The following is a 19,992-nucleotide window of genomic DNA, read 5'->3' as shown; positions in this document are numbered from 1 at the left end:
CGCGCAGCCCCTGCAACACATTCGGCACCTGCACCACGTACGGCACCTGCATACCCGCAGCATGCAATACCTGCACACGCCCCACCGCACAGAGCCGTAAGGAAGCCCGTATGACCGACACTCCCACCGGCGCCGCCCCCGCCCCCTTCCTCACCGCCTGGTTCGAGATCCTCGACAGTGACGAGCCGAACAGGATCCTCGACCTGATCAGCGACGACTTCTCGCTCTCCATCCTGTTCTCCGTCGGCGACGGCAAGGCCACCGACTTCGCCGGAGACCGCGCCGCACTGGTCGGCTACCTCGAACAGCGCGAGCGGGGCACCCGGACACATCACCTGCTGTCCGCGACCACACTCGGCCAGGACGAGCTCTTCCTCGGGGAGGTGCGGCGCGAGGGCGTTCCCGAGGCCAGCTTCGTCGCGGCCGGGCGGGTGGACGCGAACCATCGGCTGCAGCGTCTGCTGATCGGCCGGTCGTCCGAGATCCGTTTCGACTGACCGCAACCGACCGCAGACAACTGACTGCAGACAACTGACTGCATACAAGCGAACACATACAAGTGAACGCATACGACCGACCCACATACGGAGGACAGCCATGTACAACCTCGTCCTGCTGGCAGCGCGGCCCCCGGAGTGGACGCACGAGCAGTTCATCGACTGGTGGCGGGACGATCACGCCGCCCTGACCTACCGCCTGCCCGGACTGCGCGCCTGGCGGCACACAGCGATCGACCAGGCACTGGAGAAGCGCTCCGAGGGCTGGGACGGCCTCTCCGTGCTCAGCTTCGACTCCCCGGAGGACCTGGACAAGGCCCTTGCGAGCCCGGAGTGGGCAGACGCCGTGGCGCAGGTCGGGAACATGAAGGGCCGCCGCATCGCGGTGATGGGGCACGAGGCGCAACTGTTCACCGGCTGAGGGGCCCGGATCGCCACGGCCACGCACATCAGCCATGTACATGGGTCACGCACATCAGCCATACCCAGCAGGATTCACAGGTTCGTCACGGAGTTCGGCACAGCGTAGCGAGGAAGCGGCATGCGACAGGTAGTGCGGGAGTTTCAACAGAAGGCCGAACTGGCCGACTTCGTCGCCGTCATCGACGACATGGGCAGCCATACGGCCCGCGAGCTGCTCGCAGAGGCGGCCCGGCTCGCGAAGGCGATGTTCCCGGACGGGCCCGGCGGCACCGTCATGCTCCAGGCCGACAACTCATGGCGCACCGTCGCCGGCACCCTCGCCGTGGGCCTGAGCGGCGGGGTTCTCGCGGTGGTCAACCGGCACACCACTCGAGCCGAGTTCGCCGCGGCCTTCGAGGACATCCGCCCGGACGTCGTTGTCGCCGAGCCCTCGGCGATGGCGGAATGGGCGGTGCCCGAGCTGCTGCGGGGTATGGCGCAGGACACCGTGCTCGACGGCTGGACCGCCCACCGCGCGCCGGGACCGCCGGACGTGTCGCGCTGGGCGGGCGGCGTCCTCATCGGACTGACCTCAGGATCGACCGGCCGGCCCAAGGGCGTGGTGCAGTCCGAAGGGGCGCTGCGCTACGCCGGGACGAGCACCATCGAGATCAACGGCCTGAACCGCGGGGACGCGGTGGCCGCGATCGTGCCGCTGTCGTCGACGGCCGCGTACTGCTTCGGCGTTCACCTCGCGCTGCTGCTGGGCGGGCCGCTCGTCCTGACGGCGAAGTGGGACCGAGCGACCGCCATGCGGCGGATGGCTGACGCCGACGTCCGGTGGACCATGTGCGTACCGACGATGGCGCTGCAGATGGGGGCCGAAGCGGCAGGCTCCGGCATTCTCTCGGGAGTTCGCGCGATCACCGTGGGCGGCGGCCCGATGGACCGCGGTGCCCTGGCGCGCGCCGAACAGTCCCTCGGCACGAAAATCCTCCGTGTCTTCGGCATGTCCGAGTGTCTCGGCCACACCTCGCCGCGCCCGGAGGAGCCCGAGGACATCCGGCTCGGCAGGGACGGCCGCCCCTTCCCCGGTACGGACCTGCGCGCGCTCACCCCCGACGGGGCCGAAGCCGGACCGGGCGTGTCCGGCCTGGCGCACGTACGCGGCCCCTCACTCTTCCTCGGCTACGCCCGGGACGGCCGGGTCGACCCGCCGGCGCTGACGCAGGACGGCTACTTTCCCACCGGGGACCTGCTGATGACCCATGAGGACGGCACCGTCAACATCATGGGCCGCGAGAAGGACATCATCATCCGCGGCGGCCGCAACATCGACATCACCGAGATCGAGCGTGCTGTCGCCAGCTATCCGCGGGTGGCCAGGGCCTGCGTCGCGGCCGTCCCGGACGAGGTGCTCGGCGAACGGGTCGCCCTGCTCGTCGTCACGGAGGACGGCAGGGGCATCGACCTCGCGGAGATGACGGGACACTTGGAGGGCGTCGGCCTCGCCAAGACCAAATGGCCCGAGTTCGTCTACGGCATCGAGGAGCTGCCCCAGACCAAGGTCGGCAAGCTCGACCGCTCGGGTGCCCGGGAACTGGCCCACCGGCTGCGTGCGGAAACTGCGCACCCGGCCTGACGAGGGCGGTGGCCGGGGGTCGCCCCGGCACGTGTCCGGCCTGATCCACAGCGGCACACCAGCAAGCGAGGGACAAGCGAGGGAGAGTTATGACAGCGCGGTTCGACCAGGGCCCGTGGGCCGCAGCCGGAATCCAGACCGTGCAACCCGGAGTGCACCGCGTTCCCCTGCCGCTGCCCAACGACGGACTGCACGCGGTGAACATCTATCTGCTGGAGAACCTGGCGCAGGACAACGGCATCGTCATGATCGACGGCGGCTGGGCGATCCCCGAGGCCCGCAAGGCACTTGGGGAGGCCCTGCACGCCATCGGCCGCGACCTGGGCGACATCAGCCACATCCTGGTCACCCACATCCACCGTGACCACTACACGAACGCGGTGGAACTACGACGCCTGCTCGGCTCGCGCGTCTACCTCGGCGCGGGTGAACGGCCCGGCCTGGAGATGCTCGACCGGCTGCGCAGCGACGCACCCGCCGGCTCACTGGAGACGTTGCGCAGGGCCGGCGCCGGCGAACTCGCCGACCGCGTCGGGGCGATGGACCACGGCGGCTACGACCCCAGCGTCTGGGAGGCTCCCGATCGCTGGCTCGGGGCCGAGACCCTCCGTTTCGGCGACAGCGCGCTGCGCGTCGTACCGACTCCCGGACACACCAAGGGACATGTGGTCTTCCTGGACGAACAGCGCGGGCTGCTGTTCTCCGGGGACCACGTCCTGCCGCACATCACCCCGTCCATCGGCTTCGAACTGGCCGAGCCCGGGGGTCGGCCACTCGCCGACTACCTGGACTCGCTGCGGCTGATGACGCGGTACGCCGACACCCGTCTGCTGCCCGCGCACGGGCCGGTCGCCGACAGCGCCCACACCCGGGTCGCCGAGCTGCTCACACACCACGACAACCGGCTGGCCAAGAGCCTGACGGCGCTGGGGGAGCGCACGCTCGACGCCCACGCGGTGGCGCGGAAGCTGGGCTGGACACGTCGGGAGGTGCCGTTCGGTGAGCTCAACGACTTCAACCAGATGCTCGCGGTGAACGAGACCGCCGCCCACCTGGATGTCCTGGTGCTGCAGGGACGGGCCAGTGCGGCGTTCGTGGACGGGGTGACCCAGTACACGCGCGTGCGGTGAGACCGCATGGGCAACAGGGTGGGGGCGCGGCGGTTGCCGCGCCCCCACCCCGTTGTCAGCGCGCCGTCCAGCCGCCGTCCACGTACAGCTCGGACCCGGTGACGAAACCGGAGTCGTCCGAAGCGAGGAACGCCACCGCCCCCGCCACCTCGTCGGTCCTGCCCAACCGGCCCATGGGAGTGCCCTCGACCATCGCGGTGTACCGGGGCGTGCCCTTCCACAACTCACGGGAGAGGGGCGTCTCGATGAAACCGGGATGGATCGAATTGACACGGATGCCACGCGTGGCCCAGTGCAGGGCGGCGTTCTTCGTCATCAGCCGAACCGCGCCCTTCGCAGCGTGGTACGAGAACTGGCTCCCGAAGCCGCCGACCGTGCCGAAGATCGAGGCGACGTTGATGATCGAGCCACCGCCGGAGCGTTCGATCGCGGGCCCGCCATGCTTCATACCGAGCCAGACGCCGCCTTGCGTGACCGAGATGACCTCGTCCCAGGACTCCTGCGTCTCTGTCTCCACGGTTCGCATCCGCGCGATACCCGCGTTGTTGACGAGCACGGACAGGCCGCCGAAGTCGGTGACCACCCGCTCGACCGCGTCGTTCCAGGCCTGCTCGTCGCTGACGTCGAGTGGAAGACCCAGGGCCCGCGCCCCGTTGTCCGCCAGCTCCTTCACCAGTTCCTCGCAGCGGTCGGCGTCCAGGTCGGTCACCACCACCGTGGCCCCCTCCGCGGCCAGGCGACGCGAGACGGCACTGCCGATGCCGCCCGTCGCACCGGTGACCAGCGCGATCCGGCCGGACAGTCGGTCCTGCATGAGCTCTCCTTCGTTGCGCGAGTAACGCGAGTAAGCAGTAAGGGCAGTGGTCGGGGCAACAGCGGGGGCAGCCGTCACGGCAGCAGTTCCAGGCCCAGGTGCAGCAGGGCGGGCACCGCGGTGCCGACTCGCTCGAATCCGGCGCCGACGGTCTGTCCTGCGAGGTAGCGGGCGTGGATGCCCTCCGCGATCACGGCGAGCTTGAAACAGCCAAGGGCCTGGTAGAAGGCCAGGTCTGCGATGTCCCGGCCGGACTTCGCGGCGTATCGTTCGGCGAGTTCGCGGCCCGAGGGGAAACCGGGATTGGCCGTCGGGACGTGGCGCGCCCCGAGGACCGGTTCGCAGGTCGGGTCCCAGTACATGAGCAGCATGCCGAGGTCGGCGAGAGGATCGCCGAGCGTGGCCATCTCCCAGTCGACGATCGCTGCGATCCGCCCGAAGTCGCCGGGCGCCAGGATGGTGTTGTCCAGTCGGTAGTCGCCGTGCACGATCGCCGCTGCGCCGCTCGCGGGCACGGCGCGGACGAGCCGCCCGTGCAGCGCGTCGAGGTCGGGAAGGGCCCGGGTGGCGACCTTGTCCCACTGGCCGCGCCAGCGTCGCACCTGGCGGTCCAGATAGCCCCGGGGACGGCCGAAGCCGCCGAGCCCGACCGCGTCGGCGTCGACCGAGTGCAGTGCGACCAGGGCGTCCACGAGTGCTTCGGCGGCCTGCCGGACGTCGGCGGGCGGCAGGGTGGCGGCCTCGTCACCGTCCCGCAGGACCGCACCCTCCACGTAGTCGACGACGCAGAACGGTGCTCCGATCACTTCGGGGTCCGTGCAGGACAACACGGCTCGGGCGACGGGGACCCCGGTGCCCCCGAGCGCGGCGACGACACGGTATTCGCGATCCATGTCGTGTGCGGTCGGCGTCAGCACCCCCAGCGGCGGCCGGCGCAGCACCCAGCGGTGCGGCCCGTCGGTCACGGCGTAGGTGAGATTGGAGCGCCCGCCGTGCAGCAGTTCCAGACTCAACGGGCCCGCGCACTGCGGCACATGGCGCTCGAAGTAACGCTGAAGGGCGGGAACATCGACGCCGACCACTTCCGTGCCGGCCACTTGTGCGCCGACCACTTCCGCGCCGGGCGTTTCGGGCGTTGTCACAGCGCGGCCCGCCGCTCGTTCGCCGTCCGCACCGCGCGCTTGGCGATCGCCCAGCGGTGTGTCTCGGAGGGCCCGTCATAGATACGGAACGGACGCACCTCCCGGTAGAGCCGTGACAGCGGGGCGTCCGCCGAGATGCCGAGCGCGCCGCACACCTGCACGGCCCGGTCCACGACGCGGTTCACCGCTTCGGAGACGTACGTCTTGGCGATAGAGGTGTGCTGGGCGGCCGAGCGCCCCTGGTCCAGTTCCCAGCAGGCCCGCCACAGCACCGCCCGGCTGGTCTCGATGTCGATCTCGGAGTCGGCGAGCATCTGCTGCACCATGCCCAGTTCGGCCAGCGGCCTGCCGAAGGCCGAACGGCCTGCCGCCCGTTCGAGGGCGAGGTCCTGCGCCCGCCGCGCCACCCCGAGCCACCGCATGCAGTGCGTCATGCGCGCGGGTCCGAGACGTACCTGGGCGTACGTGAAGCCCTGGTCGACGGCGCCCAGCACGGCGCTGTCCGCGACCTCGCAGCCCTCGAAGACGACCTCGCTGTGGCCGCCGAACAGGCCCTGGTCCAGGGTGTCGATGTTCCGGACGATCCGCATGCCCGGGTTGTCGGCGTCGACGAGGAACATCGTCGCGCCGCCCGCGTCACCGGGGTGGCCGCTGGTGCGGGCCATGCAGATGGCGAACGCGGCGCCGTCCGCCCCGCTGATGAACCACTTGCGGCCGTCGATCCGCCAGCCGCCCCCGGTCTTCGTCGCGGTCGTGGCGAGCGCACGCGGGTCGGACCCCGCGCCCGGCGCAGGCTCGGTCATCGCGAAGCAGGAGCGCACCTCACCGGCGGCCAGTGGGCGCAGATACCGCGTCCGCTGCTCCTCGGTGGCCACCACCTCCAGCAGATGCATGTTGCCCTCGTCGGGTGCGGCGCAGTTGAGCGCGAGCGGTCCGAGGAGCGAGTATCCGGCTGCTTCGAACACCACCGCCTGCCCGCAGAGATCCAGCCCGAGTCCGCCCCACTCCTCGCCGACATGCGGGGCGAACACCCCGGCGGCGCGGGCCGACTCCTGGAGCCGACGGCGCAGCGGCTCAGGTCCGGCATGGACGTTCCCGTCGCACTTCTGCTCCTCGGGCAGCACTACCTCCCGTACGAAGTCCGTGGTGAGCCGCGCGATGCCGGCGACCCTCTCGTCGATCTCGAACCCGATGGACACGTTCACTCCAGAGTTTGGCTAATGACCATTAGCCATCAGAAAGGTGGAGAGGTATGCGCGTCAAGGGCGCGGGCTGTAGTGTTGCTTTCGTAGAGACGATGCCTGAGACCGTGCCCGGCTAATCACTGATAGCTTCAGGAGTCCGCGTGAGTGCAACCCAGGGCGGGCCGTACGAGCGGGCGCACCGGCCCGGGCGGCCGGAGGGCGCGCCCGCGGCCGACCGCAGGTCGGCGATCCGGCAGGCCGCGCTGCGGCTCTTCGCCTCACAGGGGTACCGGTCCACCACGATGACCGACATCGGAGCCGCGGTCGGCATCCGTGGCCCGAGCCTCTACAAACACGTGGCGTCCAAGCATGAGCTGCTGGCCGAGATCATGATCGGCACGATGGACCAGCTCATCGCGGACAACGCGGCGGCCGTCGCCGGTACCGATGACGTGCGCGAGCAACTCCGCCGCTCCGCCGAGGCACACATCCGCTACCACGCGCGCCACCGTCTGGAGGCCTTCGTCGGCAACCGTGAGATCGGCAGCCTGGAACAGGCCGATCAGGACCGGGTGCTCGGCCGCCGAAGCGACTACGAGCGCCGCTTCCGCGAACTGATCGAGCGGGGCGTGGCCGAGGGCGCCTTCCGGGTGCAGTCGGCCAGAATCGCCTCGTACTCGATCCTCGACATGGGTATCGGCGTGGCCAGCTGGTTCCACGAGGGCGGCGAGTTCTCCGTCGACCAACTCGCCTATCAGTACGGCGACATCGCGCTGCGCGTCGTGGGCGTGCGGCCTCCGGGTCCCGTACACGAGGGGCACGACGCGCCGGGTGCCTGAAGCGCGGCGGTTCGGCCCCGCACAGATGACACGGAGCCGCGGTGGCGCCCGTGGGCGGCGGCCGTGGAGTGTGTGGGCCGTGGTGTGGGGGCCGGTGGTCAGGCGGTGTGTCGCGGTGCTGGAAGGCGGGGGCCGCTCATAGTCGCGTGGCTGTGCGGACCAGGCCGGCGAGGGCGAGGGAGCGGCTGTGCGCGGGCCAGGCGATGTGGGTGACGACGGGGGTGGCGTCGGTCAGCGGGACGGCAGTGTGCTCGGCCCATAGCCAGGCGCGGGCCGAGTCGGGGAAGACGGCCATGGTGCGTCCGAGGGCGATCAGCTGGGCCAGCTGCGTCTGGTCGTGGATCTCGGGGCCCGGGCCGGGTGGGTACGTGCCGTGGCGGGACCAGCGGGCGAGCGGAAGGTCGGGGACGTCGCTGACGTCGGCCAGGGACAAGGTCCTCTGTGCGGCGAGGGGGTGCCCGGCGGGCAGGATGGCGATCTGCCCCTCGGTCATCAGTTCCTCGCTGTCGAACCCGGCGAGGGAGTTGAACGGCGCGTGCATGAGCGCCACATCGGCGCGGCCGTCGCGCAGCATCCCTTCCTGCTCACACAAGCCGCTCGGCAGCACCTCGATCTCGGCGGCGTCGGGCTCGGCCGCGTAGGCGTCGAGGAGCTTGTGCAGCAGCTCGTGGGACGCGCCGGCCTTCACCGCCAGCACCAGACGGTTGCGGAGGCCGCCCGGACTGTCGGCGCGGCCGGCGCGACGGGTGCGGCGAGCGGCAGCGGTGGTCGCGTCGAGTGCCGCGCGGCCCTCGTGCAGCAGCATCTCTCCGGCGCCGGTCAGGGAGACGCCACGGCGGTTGCGCTTCAGCAGGGGGACGCCGAGGCGCCGCTCCAGCTGCTGGATCGCCCGGGACAGCGGCGGCTGGGCCATGCCGAGGCGCTCGGCGGCGCGACCGAAGTGCAGTTCCTCGGCGACGGCCATGAAGTACCTCAGCTCGCGGGTCTCCAAGGTGTCCATGACCACAGCGTACCCCTGTGATACCTACCGAGTATGACAGGGCACCGTATCGGTATTGGATGCGCCGCCTGTCCGCGAGCGAGCATCGACGGCATGAGCGAAACCACGAACACACCCTCCGTGTCACTGCCCGGCGGCACCTGGACCCTGGGCGATCTGACCGTCACCCGCTTCGGCTACGGCGCCATGCAGCTCGCCGGCCCCGGGGTCATGGGTCCGCCCGCCGACCGCGACGGCGCGCTCGCCGTCCTGCGCGAGGCCGCCCGCCTCGGCATCACCCATATCGACACCGCAGGCGCATACGGACCACGTGTCACCAACCAGCTGATCCATGAAGCGCTGCACCCCTATTCCGGCTCGCTGCACATCGCGACCAAGGTCGGCGCGGTCCGCGATCAGCAGGGCGGCTGGCCCTCTGCCCGGCGGCCCGAGGACCTGCGCCGCGCCGTCCACGAGAACCTTGAGGACGTCGGTCTCGATTCGCTCGACGTGGTCAATCTCCGGCTCGGCGACGCTCAGGGCCCCCGGCCCGGCTCGCTCGCCGAGCCCTTCGAGGCCCTCGTCGAACTCCAGCGACAGGGCCTGATCCGGCACCTCGGAGTGAGTAACGCGACGGCGGAACAGGTCGCCGAGGCGCAGACGATCGCGCCGATCGTGTGCGTGCAGAACATGTACAACCTCGCCCACCGTCAGGACGACGAGCTGATCGACGAACTGGCCGGCAAGGCCATCGCCTACGTGCCCTTCTTCCCGCTCGGCGGCTTCACCCCGCTGCAGTCCACAGCGCTTTCCGCCGTGGCCACCCGGCTGGACGCGACGCCGATGTCGGTCGCCCTGGCCTGGCTGCTGCGGCGGTCGCCGAACATCCTGCTCATTCCCGGCACCTCGTCGGTGGCGCACCTGCGCGAGAACGTCGCCGGCGCGGGACTCTCGCTCTCCGACGAGGAACTCGCCGAGTTGGACAAGATCGGCCACTAGGACCTGTCCGGTCGGGCCGACCCTGGTGACCTGGCTGAGCCGGGTCGGCCGGGAGACGATCACCACCGGCAGGTCATACCCTCAGCCCTGTGAACGGTGACGAAGGCACAGCGCAGCTGGAGTGGTGGGCCAACAGCTCAACTTGCTTGGCCTGCATACCGGTTCGCATCGCGGCCGTACCAGGCAGCCAAGCCTGGGACGCCGTCACTTCACCCGCACTCGACGAAGACGAACCGGAAGGCATCCAGTTCCTCCTCGATCTCAGTCCCTTTTTCACCCTCCGCTTTGCAGACAACTCGGGCACCGAGGTTGAAGTGGAACAGGTCGGCGACGCGAACCATCTGCGACTCAGGACCACCGCAGGTCCGAACAGGAGCAGTCGCGGCCGTCAGTGACGCGAGCCGGCCCCCGGACCCCGCTGCTCCCGGCCCCCGTTGCTCCCGGCCCCCGCGGACCGCACCTCACGGTGTGGACAGGGCCTCCGTCGGGGGGAGTTGGGAGGCGCGGAAGGCGGGGTAGAAGCCGGCCAGGGCGCCGATCACCAGGGTTGTGGCGACGCCGCCCGCCATCGCCCAGGCCGGGACGACCACGGGCCAGCCCTGGGACAGGGCGTACGCGGTGGTCACGCCGATACCCAGGAGGACGCCTCCGATTCCTCCCAGGCCGGCGAGGAGTTGGGACTCGGCCAGGAACTGGGTGCGGATGTGGCCGCGGCGGGCGCCCAGCGCGCGACGCAGGCCGATCTCGGCGCGGCGTTCCAGGACGGAGATGACCATCGTGTTGGCCACACCGACGCCGCCGACCAGCAGGGCCACCGAGCCCAGGCCGAGCATGAGGCCGGTGAAGGCCTGGTCGGTGGCGCTCCTGGCCGCGAGTGCGTCCGAGGGGCGGGAGACCTTGACCTCGGTCGGGTTCTCCGGGTTGGCGGTGGCGGCGAGAACGTCGCGTACGTCGGAGACGGCGGAGTCGACGGTCCGGGTGTAGAGCGTGGTGGGGTGGCCGTCGAAGTCCAGGAGCTGCTCCGCGATCTTCCAGCCGACCAGTGCGGCGGAGTCCAGCTCGGGGGCGAGAGGCACCGGGTCGAGGACGCCGCTCACCGAGAACCAGTGGCCGCCCAGGTAGACCTTGGTGTCGGGGGTGATGGCGCCGATACCCAGCCGCTCGGCCGCGCCCGATCCCAGTACCACGGCCGGGTAGGCGGAGGTGGCGCTGTTCAGCCAGCTGCCGCGGGCCGGCTGCCCGGTGACCGCGTCCAGAAGGTCGAGGCGGGCAGCTTTGACGCTGATGCTGCCGGTCTCGAACTCGGGGATGCGGTCGTTGCGGTAGACCTTCGCGGCCGTGTCACCGGTGGCGGTCGCCGACTGGACAGGGCCTATACGTCTGACCGCGTCGACGGAGGTTTTCGGCAGTTCGGCCTCGCCTCCGGTGAAGGTCTGTCCCGGTGACGCGGTGAGCAGGTTCGTTCCCAGCAGGTCGAGGGTGCGCTGCAGTTCGGCATGGCTGGAGGTGGAGATGCCGACGACACCGACCATGGCGGCGATACCGATGGCGATACCGAGCGCCGAGAGGAACACCCGCATCGGGCGGGCGCGCAGGCCACCGGCACCGGTGCGCAGGACGTCGCGGGGGCTCAGACGGCCGGTCTTCAGCATGTCCGTACCCCGCCTTCGGGGTTCGTGTCCTGAATGACCCGGCCGTCGCGTAGATGCACCTGGCGGGGGAGCGACGCCGCTATCTCACGGTCGTGGGTGATGACGACGACGGTGGTGCCGCCGGCGTGCAGTTCGTGCAGCAGGTTCATGACGGTGGCCCCCGACTTGGAGTCCAGTGCGCCGGTGGGTTCATCGGCGAGCAGCAGACTCGGGTTGCCGACCAGCGCGCGAGCGATGGCCACACGCTGCTTCTCGCCGCCGGACAACTGGTGCGGACGGTGGTGGACACGGTGGCCCAGGCCGACCCGCTCCAGTGCGCTACGAGCCGCGCGGCGGCGTTCGGTGAGCGGCGGACCGCAGTAGAGGAGTCCCTCCGCGACATTGTCGACGGCTGGTACCCCGGCGCTCAGGTGGAACTGCTGGAAGACGAATCCGATGCTGATGGCGCGCAGCGCGGACAGCTCGCGGTCGTTGAGTTCGGAGACATCATGGCCTTCGACGCGGACGGTGCCCCGGCTGGGACGGTCCAGGGTGCCGATCATGTTGAGCATCGTCGACTTGCCCGAGCCGGACGGGCCCGCGACTGCGACGAATTCGCCATGGCCGATGTGAAGGGACACGTCATCGAGTGCGGTGACGCCACCGGGGTGGACGCGGGTGACGTTGTCGAGGCGGACGACGGGAGAATCGAGCCGCGTCACCTGGGCACACCCACCTTGTCGCCCTGCTCGAGTCCGTACCCGCTGATCTCGACTCGGCCGCCTGCGAACAGGCCCGTCCGCACCGCGACGACGTGGGTACGGTCCTTGTCGATGACCTCGACGCCGTAGCCCCCTTCGGCGAGAGCCAGCAACGCCGAGATGGGCACGGTCAGTACGTCCTTCTTGGCCTCCGCGGTGATGTCCACGTCGACGGGAGCACCGTCGTACGTGCCGAGTTTGCGGCGGTCCTTGTCGCCGACGCCGACGGTGACCTTGATGACGGACTTGCCGCCGCCCTGACCGCCGCCTTGACCGCCGCCCTGGCCCTCGTCCGTGTCGTTCTCGCGTGTGGCTACCTTGCCGACATCGGTGATCGTGCCGGTGACGCGGGTCTGATCGGGCAGCGTGACGCCGACCTTGTCGTTCTTGTGCACGAGCTTCTGCTTCTTGGCGTCGAGGTCGATGGCGATCTGCCGCTCGGTGCCGGTGTACTGCAGCACGGTGGCGCCGGGCTGCAGGTTCTGTCCGGGCTGGGCTTCCAGGTCGGACACGCGTATCCGGCCCCGGGCGACCACTGCCTCACCGGCGCCGAGGGTGCCGGTCTGCTTCCAGCCGAGATGCTTTCGCCAGCGATCGAGGGCCTGTGCGGTGTAGGAGGTGAACTCGTCGTCGACGGTGAAGCCGCCGTAGCCGAGTCGGGACAGACTGGACTCGAGCTGGCGCACATCGGATCCCTCGACTCCGGGCTTCAGTTCACGGAAGAGGGGCGTCGTGCCGTACAGCAGCGGCACCTTCCGGCCGTCGACGCTCAGCACGGGCTCGCCGACGCTGATCGTGGACCCCGGCTGAGGCAGCCAGGTCACCGTGCCGGCCGCCGCGCTCGACAGGGGTTCCGAGGTGCCGTAGCCAAGCGTTCCGGGGACGGTTTCCTGCTGGGCGAGGTCGGTCCGGCTGACGGTCGCGGTGGACGGCGGCAGATCGGCGCGCTCACTTTTCGGGTCCGGCTCTCCGCCGAAGCCGACGGCGGCACCACCGGTGGCCAGGACGACCAGGATCGCGACGGCGATCAAGGTGCGCCTGCGCCGACGTGACCGGGGCGGTTCCGCACTGCTCATTTCCTCGGCGCTCATCACTTCTGGAACGCCGGGTTGACGGCGTCACACTTCTCGGCGGCCGACTGGAGCTTGTCCATGTCCATGTCCTTCTCGACACTCAGGCCGCCGGTCTCGGGGTCGGGGTCCGGGGCGTCGTAACCGTTCTTGCGCAGACACTTCACGTACTTGCGCATCTGCTCCAGTTGACCGGCGGAGGGCTTCTGGTTCTGCTCGTCCGCCGCGGTGGGCGCATAGTTCTTACAGGCTTTGAGCGCAGCCTCCACCTCGGCCTCGGAAGCTGTCTGCTCGGGTATCTCTTCGCCCACCTTGCCGCCTGCCGGAGCCACACCGCGCTCGGCCAGGCAGGCGTTGTACTTCTTGGCCTTCTCCTCGCTGCTGACCTTCGTCCCAGCGCCCTTCTTCTCACCGCCAGCCGAGGCGACCGAGTCGTCGTCCCCACCGCCGCTCCCGCCGCAGGCGGCCAGTGCCAGGCTCAGCAGTGCCACAGAGGCCGACAGGCGCAACTTCCCACGCATCATGTTCCTTTCCGCGCCGGGTCTCTCCCGGGGCGGGACCAACTAGATCGACAGCGGGGTATCCGGGGCGTAACCGGTTCCGGTTACGCCCCGGTTATGCGGCCCGTGTGATTCTTGGGGCTGAACAGGGCCGTGCGACGGGAGCAAGATCATCATGCGTGTACTTGTCGTCGAGGACGAGCGGATGCTCGCCAACGCCGTGGCCGAGGGGCTGCGGGACGAGGCGTTCGCCGTCGACGTCGTCCATGACGGCGACGCGGCACTGGAGCGGCTCGCGGTCAACGAGTACGACGTCCTCGTGCTCGATCGCGATCTGCCCGTGGTGCACGGCGACGAGGTGTGCCGCGCGGTGGTCGAGTCCGGCGGACGCATGCGGATCCTCATGGTCACCGCTGCCTCCGACGTTCCCTCCCGCATCGACGGCCTGGCGATCGGCGCCGACGACTACCTGAGCAAGCCCTTCGCCTTCGGCGAACTCATCGCGCGGGTACACGCCCTGGCCCGCCGTTCACGGCCCGCCGGGCCACCCGTCTACGAACGGGCCGGAGTGCGCGTCGAGACGGCACGCCGCGAGGTCTACCGCGACGGCCGCTACGTACCGCTGGCCCGCAAGGAGTTCGCCGTGCTGCTGGAGTTGCTGCGTGCGAAGGGCGCGGTCGTCACGGCCGAGGACCTGTTGGAACGGGCGTGGGACGAAAGCATCAATCCCTTCACCAACGTCGTACGTGTCACGGTGATGAAGGTACGCAAGAAGCTCGGTGGCCCACCGGTCATCGAGACCGTGCACGGGGGGTACCGCATCCGATGAACCGCCGTCCCGGGCTCCCGGTCCCGAGGCTGCGACGGCCCCCGATCCGGGTGCGCCTGACCATGCTGTACGGGGCGCTCTTCATGACCGCCGGGGTGATCCTGCTCGGCGTCACCTACCTGCTGGTCCAGAACACACTCGGGGACAGACTCTCCGGGGTGGCGATAGAGGTCACCCGTCACACCGAGGCAGTCGAGTCCGGCGGACCGACCACCCCGAACCCCGGTGAGGGCATATCCATCCGGAAGCTGCAGACCGGCTTCCTGGACGCCACGCTGCGCTCCCTGCTCACCCAGGGCGCGATCGCCCTGGGCATCCTGACCATCGTGGCCACTGTTTTCGGCTACCTGATGGCGGGCCGGATTCTGCGTCCACTGCACCACATCTCCGAGACCGCCGGCCGTATCTCGCGAGGCAACCTCGGCGAACGTCTCGCCTTCTCCGGACCACATGACGAGATCAGGAACCTCGCAGACACCTTCGACTCGATGATGGACCAGCTCCATCATGCCTTCGACGATCAACAGCGGTTCGTGTCCGACGCCTCGCACGAGCTGCGTACGCCGCTGGCCATCAACCGCACGCTGATCGAGGTCGCGCTGCGCAAGAAGAACACCAGCGACGACGCCCGGCGTCTGGGCGGGGCGCTCCTGGTGGTGAACGAACGGCACGAGCGGCTGATCAACGGCCTGCTGGCGCTGGCCAAGGGGGACCGCGAGATCCGCGACCGCTCCACCGTCGACCTCGCCGACATCGCCCGGCACGTCACGCAACTGTGCCGCGACGAGGCGGATGAGGGCGGCGTACGGCTGCGGCTCTCCGCCAGGCCGGCCCTGACGAGCGGTGACCCGGTGATGCTGGAGCGCGTCGCACACAACCTGTTGGAGAACGCCATCCGCTACAACGAGCCAGGCGGCTGGGTGTCCGTGGCGACAGCGGTCGAGCCCGATGGAACGGCAGTCCTGGCTGTCAGCAACACAGGCACCGTAGTGCCCGGTTACGACATGGAAGCGATCTTCCAGCCCTTCCGCCGACTGCAGGCCGACCGAGTCGGCTCCGAGCGAGGCGCGGGCCTCGGTCTCGCGATCGTCCGCAACATCGCCCGCGCCCACGGTGGCGACGTGAGCGCTGAACCACGCGAAGGAGGAGGCCTGGTGGTCACGGCGCGCCTCCCGGCCCACGCCGCGACTCATTGACCGTCCCGCACCAGCTGTGGTTCAGGGGCGGGCGACGGCATGGGCGTCCGCCCAGTCCCATACGAGATCGCGAGTCGTGTCGGGCTGCTCCATCTGGGGCAGGTGACCGGCCCCGTCGAGTTGCGTGAATGCCGCGCCCGGGATCGCGGCGGCGTAGGCGCGGCCGTAGCCGGCGGTGACGATGCGGTCTGCTGCGCCCCATATGACGTGCACGGGGGTGGTCACCGCCGCGAGGCGCGCCCGAAGCGTCGGGTCGTGCATGTAGGGGGTACCCGCGTACTGGGCGAGGGTCTCCGCGTTGGTCTTCATCTGGGCCTGTTGCTGAGGGGGAAGACTGGCAGGGTCGATACGGAACCGCTCCGGTTCGGCGTAGCTGAATTCGGCGATCTGAGGCAGGGTCAGCCCGGAGACGTCCCGGATCGGGTGTTCAGGTGTGAGGATTCCGACGGCGTTGAGCAGAACGGCACTGCTGATCCGCCCGGTGGCCCGGGGGTGGGTGAGCATCTCGGCGGCGGTCCAGCCGCCGATCGAGTTTCCGACGACGGCGACGTCCCGCAGGTCCTCTTCTTCCAGCAGGTCCAGCCATGTTGAGGCGAGGCCGGCGATGGTGTCGAGCCCGTCGGGGCGGGGCGAGCCGTTGTAGCCCGGGATGGTCGGGGTGAGGACGCGAGCGGGGCGGGTGGTGGCGAGATGTTCGGCGAACGGCAGCACCGAGCGGGGGCCTGCGCCGCCGTGAAGCAGGAGGAAGGGGTGGCCAGTGCCGCGGATGTCAATGATGTCCAGGAGAGTCATGCCGACCACAGTAAACAAGGATCCTTAGATGTGCAAGGGTCCTTATATAAGAATCCTTGGTAGGCTCCCTTCATGGAGTTTTCCGAGCTGTTGGCCACCGGCCAGGCGGTGAAGCGACTGCAGCACCGTCATCACCACGCACTGGACAGTCGGCTGCGCAAGATCGGCACCTCGCTCTCTCAGTGGGACGCGCTGCGGCACGTTGCGGGCTCACCCGGGGCCTCCACGCATGAACTGGCGCAGATGACCTTCATGACGGACCAGTCATTCGGAGCCCTGGCCATCAAGCTGGCCGAGCAGGGACTCATCGCCCGAACCCAGGGCCGGGGCCGGGTGGTGCATCACCGGATCACACCGGAGGGAACAGCCTTGCTCGAGGAAGCAGCCTCAATCACCGAGAAGGTGATGTCCGAATCCTTCGCCCCGCTGTCCGCCGCCGAACGCCGCAGCCTGCGCACGCTGCTCGAACGGGTACTGGCCGGTTGACAGGACGTCTGCTTGATGTGCGTGGGGAGTTGGGCGTCGGAGTCAGCAATCGCCGCCCACGGCAGCGCGATCTGTACGCACTGCCCGCTCTCGCCGGTGCGACCAGTCCCTGCTGATCGAAGGCGCCCCGGGGCATCGTCTGGTGACGTACCACGCCCTGCCCGGCACACCGGACCACGACGCCGTGGTCCTCCTCGACCCTCGACCAGGCGGATCAAGGTCACGGTGCGACCCCCGCCGAGCAGCCCTCGGGCTGAGAGCCTGTCGGGAGTGTGGGCGCCGAGGTCGAGGCCGATGGGGGAGTGCAGGCGGGCGAGGTGGACGTGGACAAGGGGCAGTCTCCTGGACTGGGAAGGCGTGGTGCTGACAGCTACCGAGCCTCGCGCTGTTCAGGACCAGGTGGCAGGCCGAGACGTGCCGGGGAGTGGCGTTCAGGGGTGTGACAGGGCCCCCCACGCGCCTGCCGCACAGGTCAGCGCGGTGTGAGACTGGAACCATGGCATCCGAGCAGAGCACCAGCAGGAGCGCCGACATGGAACTGGGCCGGTTCCTGCACGCGCGCCGCAACCAGACCAGCCCCGAGCAGGTCGGTCTGACCGTGGGCACGGGCCTGCGCCGCACCCCTGGGCTGCGCCGCGAGGAGCTGGCCACGCTCGCCGGGATCAGCATCGACTACTACGTCCGCCTGGAGCGCGGCAAGGAGACCCGTCCCAGTCCCGCCGTAGTGGATGCCCTCGCCCGTGCCCTGCAACTAGACGACGCCGAACACCAGCACCTGCGGGAGCTCGCTGTCCTGGCCGCACGGTACGCCCCCGAGCCGTCGCCGCCGCCCAGTCGCATCGTGCGCCCGCACCTGAAGCTGGTCCTGGAGACGATGCGGCCGAGTCCGGCCTACGTCCTCAGCCGCAGCATGGACCTGCTCGCCTGGAACCCCGGCGGACTCGCCCTGTACGCGGGCCTCGCCGACTGGCCCGCCACTCAGCGCAACCTCGCCCGCTACCTCTTCCTGCACCCCACCGCGCGCACCCTCTTCCCTGACTGGGCCTACCAGGTCCGTGGCTGCGTCGCCCGGCTGCGCGCCCTGGCCGGCACCGACCCGGACGCCCCCGATCTCGCCGGCCTGGTGGGTGAGCTCCTGCTCAAGAGTCCCGACTTCGCCAAGCTGTGGGAGCGCTACGAGGTTGCCGGGCGCAAGAAGCTCCAGAAGACCTTTCATCACCCCCAGGTCGGCGTCCTCACCCTCAGCAGCCAGAGCATGCTCATCGAAGGCACCCCCGGCCAACGCTTCGGCGTCTACACCGCCGAACCCGAAACCCCCGACCACGACGCCATGCTCCTGCTCGACATGACGGCACCGCGGCCTGCCGGCCGTCCTGATATGCAGGCCGAACAGCGACAGCGCCCACTGTCCTGACTCACACCACTGCCCGCCCGGGCGGTTTCAGGTGGCGGACGACGTGGTTTCGTCCTGAGACGAGGTCGGGGACATCGGGGCCGGTGCCGGCCGGGGCACGCAGCCCGCCAGCTCGCCCACGTGTACACGGCCCACTCGCCGGCCTCGTCCACGTCGTCGGGATCCATGAGGACGTGGATGGCGTCGGACTCGACGTCGAGCTGCAGCCCGCGCCGCCACATGTCGGCCTCCCGCTGCTCCTCGGGCCCGGCGTCCTCGTCCAGGTACTCCTCGAACATGTCGGCGAGCCCGGACTCGTTGTTGTGCCAGTGCGCGTCCGTCGTCCCCGCCAACAGCCACACGAACCCGCCCGCGTGCCGCCACCCGTCGCTGACCTTGAGGAATTCCCGGTACGACGGGGGCATCCGTCGGCCGAGGCGCTCCTCCATGGCGGCGATCCGCTCCTCCGACGCGGGTGGAAACCCCAGCCGTCGCGTCCGTCGCGCGGCTTCGTCGTCCTCGCTCTGCGTCTCGCCGTCCGGCAGGGAATCCGCCCATTCCCCGCTCCACCTGAGCAGGAAGGGCCGCCAGTCGAATGCTGTGGTGTCCGTCATACGCCCGATGCTTCCAGTCGCCACTGACAACGCTCCCCTGCCTGCCTGCCTGCCTGCCTGCCTGCCTGCCTGCCTGCCTGCCTGCGGCCGGCGGGGCCCTGTCGTCGTACGCGGCCATCGCCGGCGCGCAGCCGAATGAGGCGTCGACCCTGCCGTAACCTCGTACGGGGCGACGTCAGATGCTGTGTGTATCCATGTGGGGGAGACGATGGTGTTCGGAAGGGGCGCGCGGCTGTTCGCGATCGTCGTGACCCTGGTGTGCGTGGCGCTCGTCGGCCCCAGCGCGCCAGGCAGTGACCTCATCAGCAGGCCACTGCCCGCCGGTGCCGTCAAGGCCGTCGTACCGAACCGGGTCATGACGTGGAACATCTGCAATCCCTGCGACGTACACAACGTCGACCGGGCAGCGGAGATAGCCACGTACGCGCCCCAGGTCATCGGCCTGCAAGAAGCCTGTGTGCGTGACGTCGAGAGGATCCGGGAGTATCTGAGGAGCCTTTACGGGCTGGTCTACCACGTCGAGTACGGGTCGGTTCTTCGGAGTTGGGGCCGCTGCGGGGGAGTGCCGTGGAGTCCGGGAGCGTTCGGCCAGGCGGTGCTTTCGGCGGCACCGATGACGGACAGCGTCAACACGGAATACCCCGACGGGGGGTCCGAGGACCGCGGGTACATGGCGGTCACCACCCTGGTGGGCGGTCAGCCCGTCCGGGTCTTCAACACACACCTCGCGCAACGGCGTCAGGAAGCGGTCCGGGCAGACCAGGCCGGAGTACTCGCCGCAGACGTCGCCCGGCACGACCGCGCGATAGTGCTCGGTGATTTCAACGCCGTGCCGGAGTCTCCCGAACTCACCCCGATTTGGGCGCTGGCCACGGACACGGACCCCCAGTGCCGTCCCTCGCCCGTCGCCCTCTGCGAGCCGACCACCGACTGGCACAGCAAGTTCGACTACGTCTTCCTGCGCGGCATGGTCCCGCTCAAGCACCGCGTGCGGCCCACCTCGTACTCGGACCATCACCTGCTGCACACCGACCTGGCCCTTCAAGGGACCACGGTGTGACGGACATGGGAGGCCTGACACAGAGCGAAGAC

The 19,992-nt window shown here is 69.6% G+C and carries 21 protein-coding genes and 2 pseudogenes; 13 read left to right on the top strand and 10 right to left on the bottom strand.

Translation table 11 applies throughout. From position 1 onward, the window contains the following. The first annotated feature begins 110 nt into the window (after positions 1–110). From AB0D14_RS28860 to AB0D14_RS28845, 4 genes are all read left to right on the top strand, one after another. The gene (locus AB0D14_RS28860; RefSeq protein WP_362784692.1) at positions 111–497 is read left to right on the top strand and encodes a hypothetical protein; all 387 of its coding nucleotides are present in this window, start codon (positions 111–113) and stop codon (positions 495–497) included. A 100-nt stretch (positions 498–597) separates the two neighbouring features. Continuing rightward, positions 598–918 (top strand): EthD domain-containing protein, encoded by a 321-nt coding sequence (locus AB0D14_RS28855; RefSeq protein ID WP_362784689.1) that lies wholly within the window; start codon positions 598–600, stop codon positions 916–918. Between the two features lie 120 nt (positions 919–1,038). Continuing rightward, complete coding sequence (locus AB0D14_RS28850) at positions 1,039–2,541, top strand: class I adenylate-forming enzyme family protein (protein ID WP_362784688.1); 1,503 nt, start codon at positions 1,039–1,041, stop codon at positions 2,539–2,541. A gap of 89 nt (positions 2,542–2,630) precedes the next feature. Then, positions 2,631–3,671 (top strand): MBL fold metallo-hydrolase, encoded by a 1,041-nt coding sequence (locus AB0D14_RS28845; RefSeq protein ID WP_362784685.1) that lies wholly within the window; start codon positions 2,631–2,633, stop codon positions 3,669–3,671. A gap of 55 nt (positions 3,672–3,726) precedes the next feature. On the opposite strand, the gene AB0D14_RS28840 is transcribed toward AB0D14_RS28845, so the two are convergent. The 3 genes from AB0D14_RS28840 to AB0D14_RS28830 all read right to left on the bottom strand — a co-directional run bounded on the left by AB0D14_RS28840 (position 3,727) and on the right by AB0D14_RS28830 (position 6,826). Beyond that, positions 3,727–4,485: an SDR family NAD(P)-dependent oxidoreductase gene (locus AB0D14_RS28840; RefSeq protein ID WP_362784683.1), complete on the bottom strand. Its 759-nt coding sequence runs from the start codon at positions 4,483–4,485 to the stop codon at positions 3,727–3,729. Between the two features lie 74 nt (positions 4,486–4,559). Beyond that, on the bottom strand, positions 4,560–5,627 hold the full coding sequence (locus AB0D14_RS28835; protein WP_362784680.1) for a phosphotransferase family protein: 1,068 nt from the start codon (positions 5,625–5,627) through the stop codon (positions 4,560–4,562). Next, positions 5,624–6,826, bottom strand: coding sequence for an acyl-CoA dehydrogenase family protein (locus AB0D14_RS28830; RefSeq protein ID WP_362784677.1), 1,203 nt, complete (start codon positions 6,824–6,826; stop codon positions 5,624–5,626). The genes AB0D14_RS28835 and AB0D14_RS28830 overlap by 4 nt, the downstream gene beginning before the upstream one ends. A gap of 146 nt (positions 6,827–6,972) precedes the next feature. On the opposite strand from AB0D14_RS28830, the gene AB0D14_RS28825 reads away from it, so the two are divergent. Further along, positions 6,973–7,650, top strand: a complete 678-nt coding sequence (locus tag AB0D14_RS28825) for a TetR/AcrR family transcriptional regulator (RefSeq protein ID WP_362784675.1) — start codon at positions 6,973–6,975, stop codon at positions 7,648–7,650. A gap of 136 nt (positions 7,651–7,786) precedes the next feature. Here AB0D14_RS28825 and AB0D14_RS28820 read toward each other — a convergent pair whose 3' ends face one another. Beyond that, entirely contained in the window at positions 7,787–8,650 is an 864-nt protein-coding gene (locus AB0D14_RS28820; RefSeq protein ID WP_362784673.1) for a LysR family transcriptional regulator, read from the bottom strand. A 93-nt stretch (positions 8,651–8,743) separates the two neighbouring features. Here AB0D14_RS28820 and AB0D14_RS28815 point away from each other — a divergent pair, with 93 nt between their 5' ends. Beyond that, on the top strand, positions 8,744–9,628 hold the full coding sequence (locus tag AB0D14_RS28815) for an aldo/keto reductase family oxidoreductase (RefSeq protein WP_362784670.1): 885 nt from the start codon (positions 8,744–8,746) through the stop codon (positions 9,626–9,628). Between the two features lie 89 nt (positions 9,629–9,717). After that, positions 9,718–10,023 carry a hypothetical protein gene (locus AB0D14_RS28810; protein WP_362784667.1) on the top strand — a complete coding sequence of 102 codons (306 nt, stop codon included), beginning with the start codon at positions 9,718–9,720 and terminating at the stop codon, positions 10,021–10,023. 66 nt (positions 10,024–10,089) lie between these two features. Here AB0D14_RS28810 and AB0D14_RS28805 read toward each other — a convergent pair whose 3' ends face one another. The 4 genes from AB0D14_RS28805 to AB0D14_RS28790 are packed head-to-tail and all read right to left on the bottom strand — an operon-like array spanning position 10,090 to position 13,614. After that, the gene (locus AB0D14_RS28805) at positions 10,090–11,280 is read right to left on the bottom strand and encodes an ABC transporter permease (RefSeq protein WP_362784665.1); all 1,191 of its coding nucleotides are present in this window, start codon (positions 11,278–11,280) and stop codon (positions 10,090–10,092) included. Continuing rightward, complete coding sequence (locus AB0D14_RS28800) at positions 11,274–11,981, bottom strand: ABC transporter ATP-binding protein (protein ID WP_362784663.1); 708 nt, start codon at positions 11,979–11,981, stop codon at positions 11,274–11,276. The genes AB0D14_RS28805 and AB0D14_RS28800 overlap by 7 nt, the downstream gene beginning before the upstream one ends. Further along, a complete protein-coding gene (locus AB0D14_RS28795; RefSeq protein WP_362784660.1) occupies positions 11,978–13,096 on the bottom strand; it encodes an efflux RND transporter periplasmic adaptor subunit in 1,119 nt (372 codons plus the stop codon). The genes AB0D14_RS28800 and AB0D14_RS28795 overlap by 4 nt, the downstream gene beginning before the upstream one ends. 14 nt (positions 13,097–13,110) lie before the next feature. Beyond that, positions 13,111–13,614 carry a hypothetical protein gene (locus tag AB0D14_RS28790; RefSeq protein ID WP_362784657.1) on the bottom strand — a complete coding sequence of 168 codons (504 nt, stop codon included), beginning with the start codon at positions 13,612–13,614 and terminating at the stop codon, positions 13,111–13,113. A gap of 151 nt (positions 13,615–13,765) precedes the next feature. Here AB0D14_RS28790 and AB0D14_RS28785 point away from each other — a divergent pair, with 151 nt between their 5' ends. Both AB0D14_RS28785 and AB0D14_RS28780 read left to right on the top strand, forming a co-directional pair. Next, positions 13,766–14,419, top strand: coding sequence for a response regulator transcription factor (locus AB0D14_RS28785; protein WP_362784654.1), 654 nt, complete (start codon positions 13,766–13,768; stop codon positions 14,417–14,419). Beyond that, positions 14,416–15,615, top strand: a complete 1,200-nt coding sequence (locus tag AB0D14_RS28780; protein WP_362784651.1) for an ATP-binding protein — start codon at positions 14,416–14,418, stop codon at positions 15,613–15,615. The genes AB0D14_RS28785 and AB0D14_RS28780 overlap by 4 nt, the downstream gene beginning before the upstream one ends. Positions 15,616–15,636: 21 nt before the next feature. On the opposite strand, the gene AB0D14_RS28775 is transcribed toward AB0D14_RS28780, so the two are convergent. Continuing rightward, complete coding sequence (locus tag AB0D14_RS28775; RefSeq protein WP_362784649.1) at positions 15,637–16,407, bottom strand: alpha/beta hydrolase; 771 nt, start codon at positions 16,405–16,407, stop codon at positions 15,637–15,639. Positions 16,408–16,479: 72 nt separating this feature from the next. Here AB0D14_RS28775 and AB0D14_RS28770 point away from each other — a divergent pair, with 72 nt between their 5' ends. The 3 genes and pseudogenes from AB0D14_RS28770 to AB0D14_RS28760 all read left to right on the top strand — a co-directional run bounded on the left by AB0D14_RS28770 (position 16,480) and on the right by AB0D14_RS28760 (position 18,307). Continuing rightward, positions 16,480–16,893, top strand: a complete 414-nt coding sequence (locus tag AB0D14_RS28770; RefSeq protein WP_362784646.1) for a MarR family transcriptional regulator — start codon at positions 16,480–16,482, stop codon at positions 16,891–16,893. Positions 16,894–16,996: 103 nt separating this feature from the next. Continuing rightward, positions 16,997–17,092: pseudogene (locus AB0D14_RS28765) on the top strand (transcriptional regulator); the annotation flags it as partial. 297 nt (positions 17,093–17,389) lie between these two features. Next, on the top strand, positions 17,390–18,307 hold the full coding sequence (locus tag AB0D14_RS28760) for a helix-turn-helix transcriptional regulator (protein ID WP_362784644.1): 918 nt from the start codon (positions 17,390–17,392) through the stop codon (positions 18,305–18,307). An 83-nt stretch (positions 18,308–18,390) separates the two neighbouring features. Here AB0D14_RS28760 and AB0D14_RS28755 read toward each other — a convergent pair. Continuing rightward, a pseudogene (locus tag AB0D14_RS28755) lies at positions 18,391–18,900 on the bottom strand (SMI1/KNR4 family protein); the annotation flags it as partial. A gap of 208 nt (positions 18,901–19,108) precedes the next feature. Here AB0D14_RS28755 and AB0D14_RS28750 point away from each other — a divergent pair. Next, a complete protein-coding gene (locus AB0D14_RS28750) occupies positions 19,109–19,960 on the top strand; it encodes an endonuclease/exonuclease/phosphatase family protein (protein ID WP_362784641.1) in 852 nt (283 codons plus the stop codon). Positions 19,961–19,992 lie beyond the last annotated feature (32 nt).

It is taken from the genome of Streptomyces sp. NPDC048484 (assembly GCF_040651415.1).
Taxonomy (GTDB): domain Bacteria; phylum Actinomycetota; class Actinomycetes; order Streptomycetales; family Streptomycetaceae; genus Streptomyces.
Note: the sequence above shows the minus strand (reverse complement) of the source record. Positions and strands in the feature narration are given on the sequence as shown.

What these genes read in the sequence shown, in the direction of transcription:
- AB0D14_RS28860 (WP_362784692.1), top strand. Translation starts at nt 111, where the DNA reads ATGACCGACACTCCCACCGGCGCCGCCCCCGCCCCCTTCCTCACCGCC.
- AB0D14_RS28855 (WP_362784689.1), top strand. Translation starts at nt 598, where the DNA reads ATGTACAACCTCGTCCTGCTGGCAGCGCGGCCCCCGGAGTGGACGCAC.
- AB0D14_RS28850 (WP_362784688.1), top strand. Translation starts at nt 1,039, where the DNA reads ATGCGACAGGTAGTGCGGGAGTTTCAACAGAAGGCCGAACTGGCCGAC.
- AB0D14_RS28845 (WP_362784685.1), top strand. Translation starts at nt 2,631, where the DNA reads ATGACAGCGCGGTTCGACCAGGGCCCGTGGGCCGCAGCCGGAATCCAG.
- AB0D14_RS28840 (WP_362784683.1), bottom strand. Translation starts at nt 4,485, where the DNA reads ATGCAGGACCGACTGTCCGGCCGGATCGCGCTGGTCACCGGTGCGACG.
- AB0D14_RS28820 (WP_362784673.1), bottom strand. Translation starts at nt 8,650, where the DNA reads ATGGACACCTTGGAGACCCGCGAGCTGAGGTACTTCATGGCCGTCGCC.
- AB0D14_RS28815 (WP_362784670.1), top strand. Translation starts at nt 8,744, where the DNA reads ATGAGCGAAACCACGAACACACCCTCCGTGTCACTGCCCGGCGGCACC.
- AB0D14_RS28805 (WP_362784665.1), bottom strand. Translation starts at nt 11,280, where the DNA reads ATGCTGAAGACCGGCCGTCTGAGCCCCCGCGACGTCCTGCGCACCGGT.
- AB0D14_RS28795 (WP_362784660.1), bottom strand. Translation starts at nt 13,096, where the DNA reads ATGAGCAGTGCGGAACCGCCCCGGTCACGTCGGCGCAGGCGCACCTTG.
- AB0D14_RS28790 (WP_362784657.1), bottom strand. Translation starts at nt 13,614, where the DNA reads ATGATGCGTGGGAAGTTGCGCCTGTCGGCCTCTGTGGCACTGCTGAGC.
- AB0D14_RS28785 (WP_362784654.1), top strand. Translation starts at nt 13,766, where the DNA reads ATGCGTGTACTTGTCGTCGAGGACGAGCGGATGCTCGCCAACGCCGTG.
- AB0D14_RS28780 (WP_362784651.1), top strand. Translation starts at nt 14,416, where the DNA reads ATGAACCGCCGTCCCGGGCTCCCGGTCCCGAGGCTGCGACGGCCCCCG.
- AB0D14_RS28775 (WP_362784649.1), bottom strand. Translation starts at nt 16,407, where the DNA reads ATGACTCTCCTGGACATCATTGACATCCGCGGCACTGGCCACCCCTTC.
- AB0D14_RS28770 (WP_362784646.1), top strand. Translation starts at nt 16,480, where the DNA reads ATGGAGTTTTCCGAGCTGTTGGCCACCGGCCAGGCGGTGAAGCGACTG.
- AB0D14_RS28760 (WP_362784644.1), top strand. Translation starts at nt 17,390, where the DNA reads ATGGCATCCGAGCAGAGCACCAGCAGGAGCGCCGACATGGAACTGGGC.
- AB0D14_RS28750 (WP_362784641.1), top strand. Translation starts at nt 19,109, where the DNA reads ATGGTGTTCGGAAGGGGCGCGCGGCTGTTCGCGATCGTCGTGACCCTG.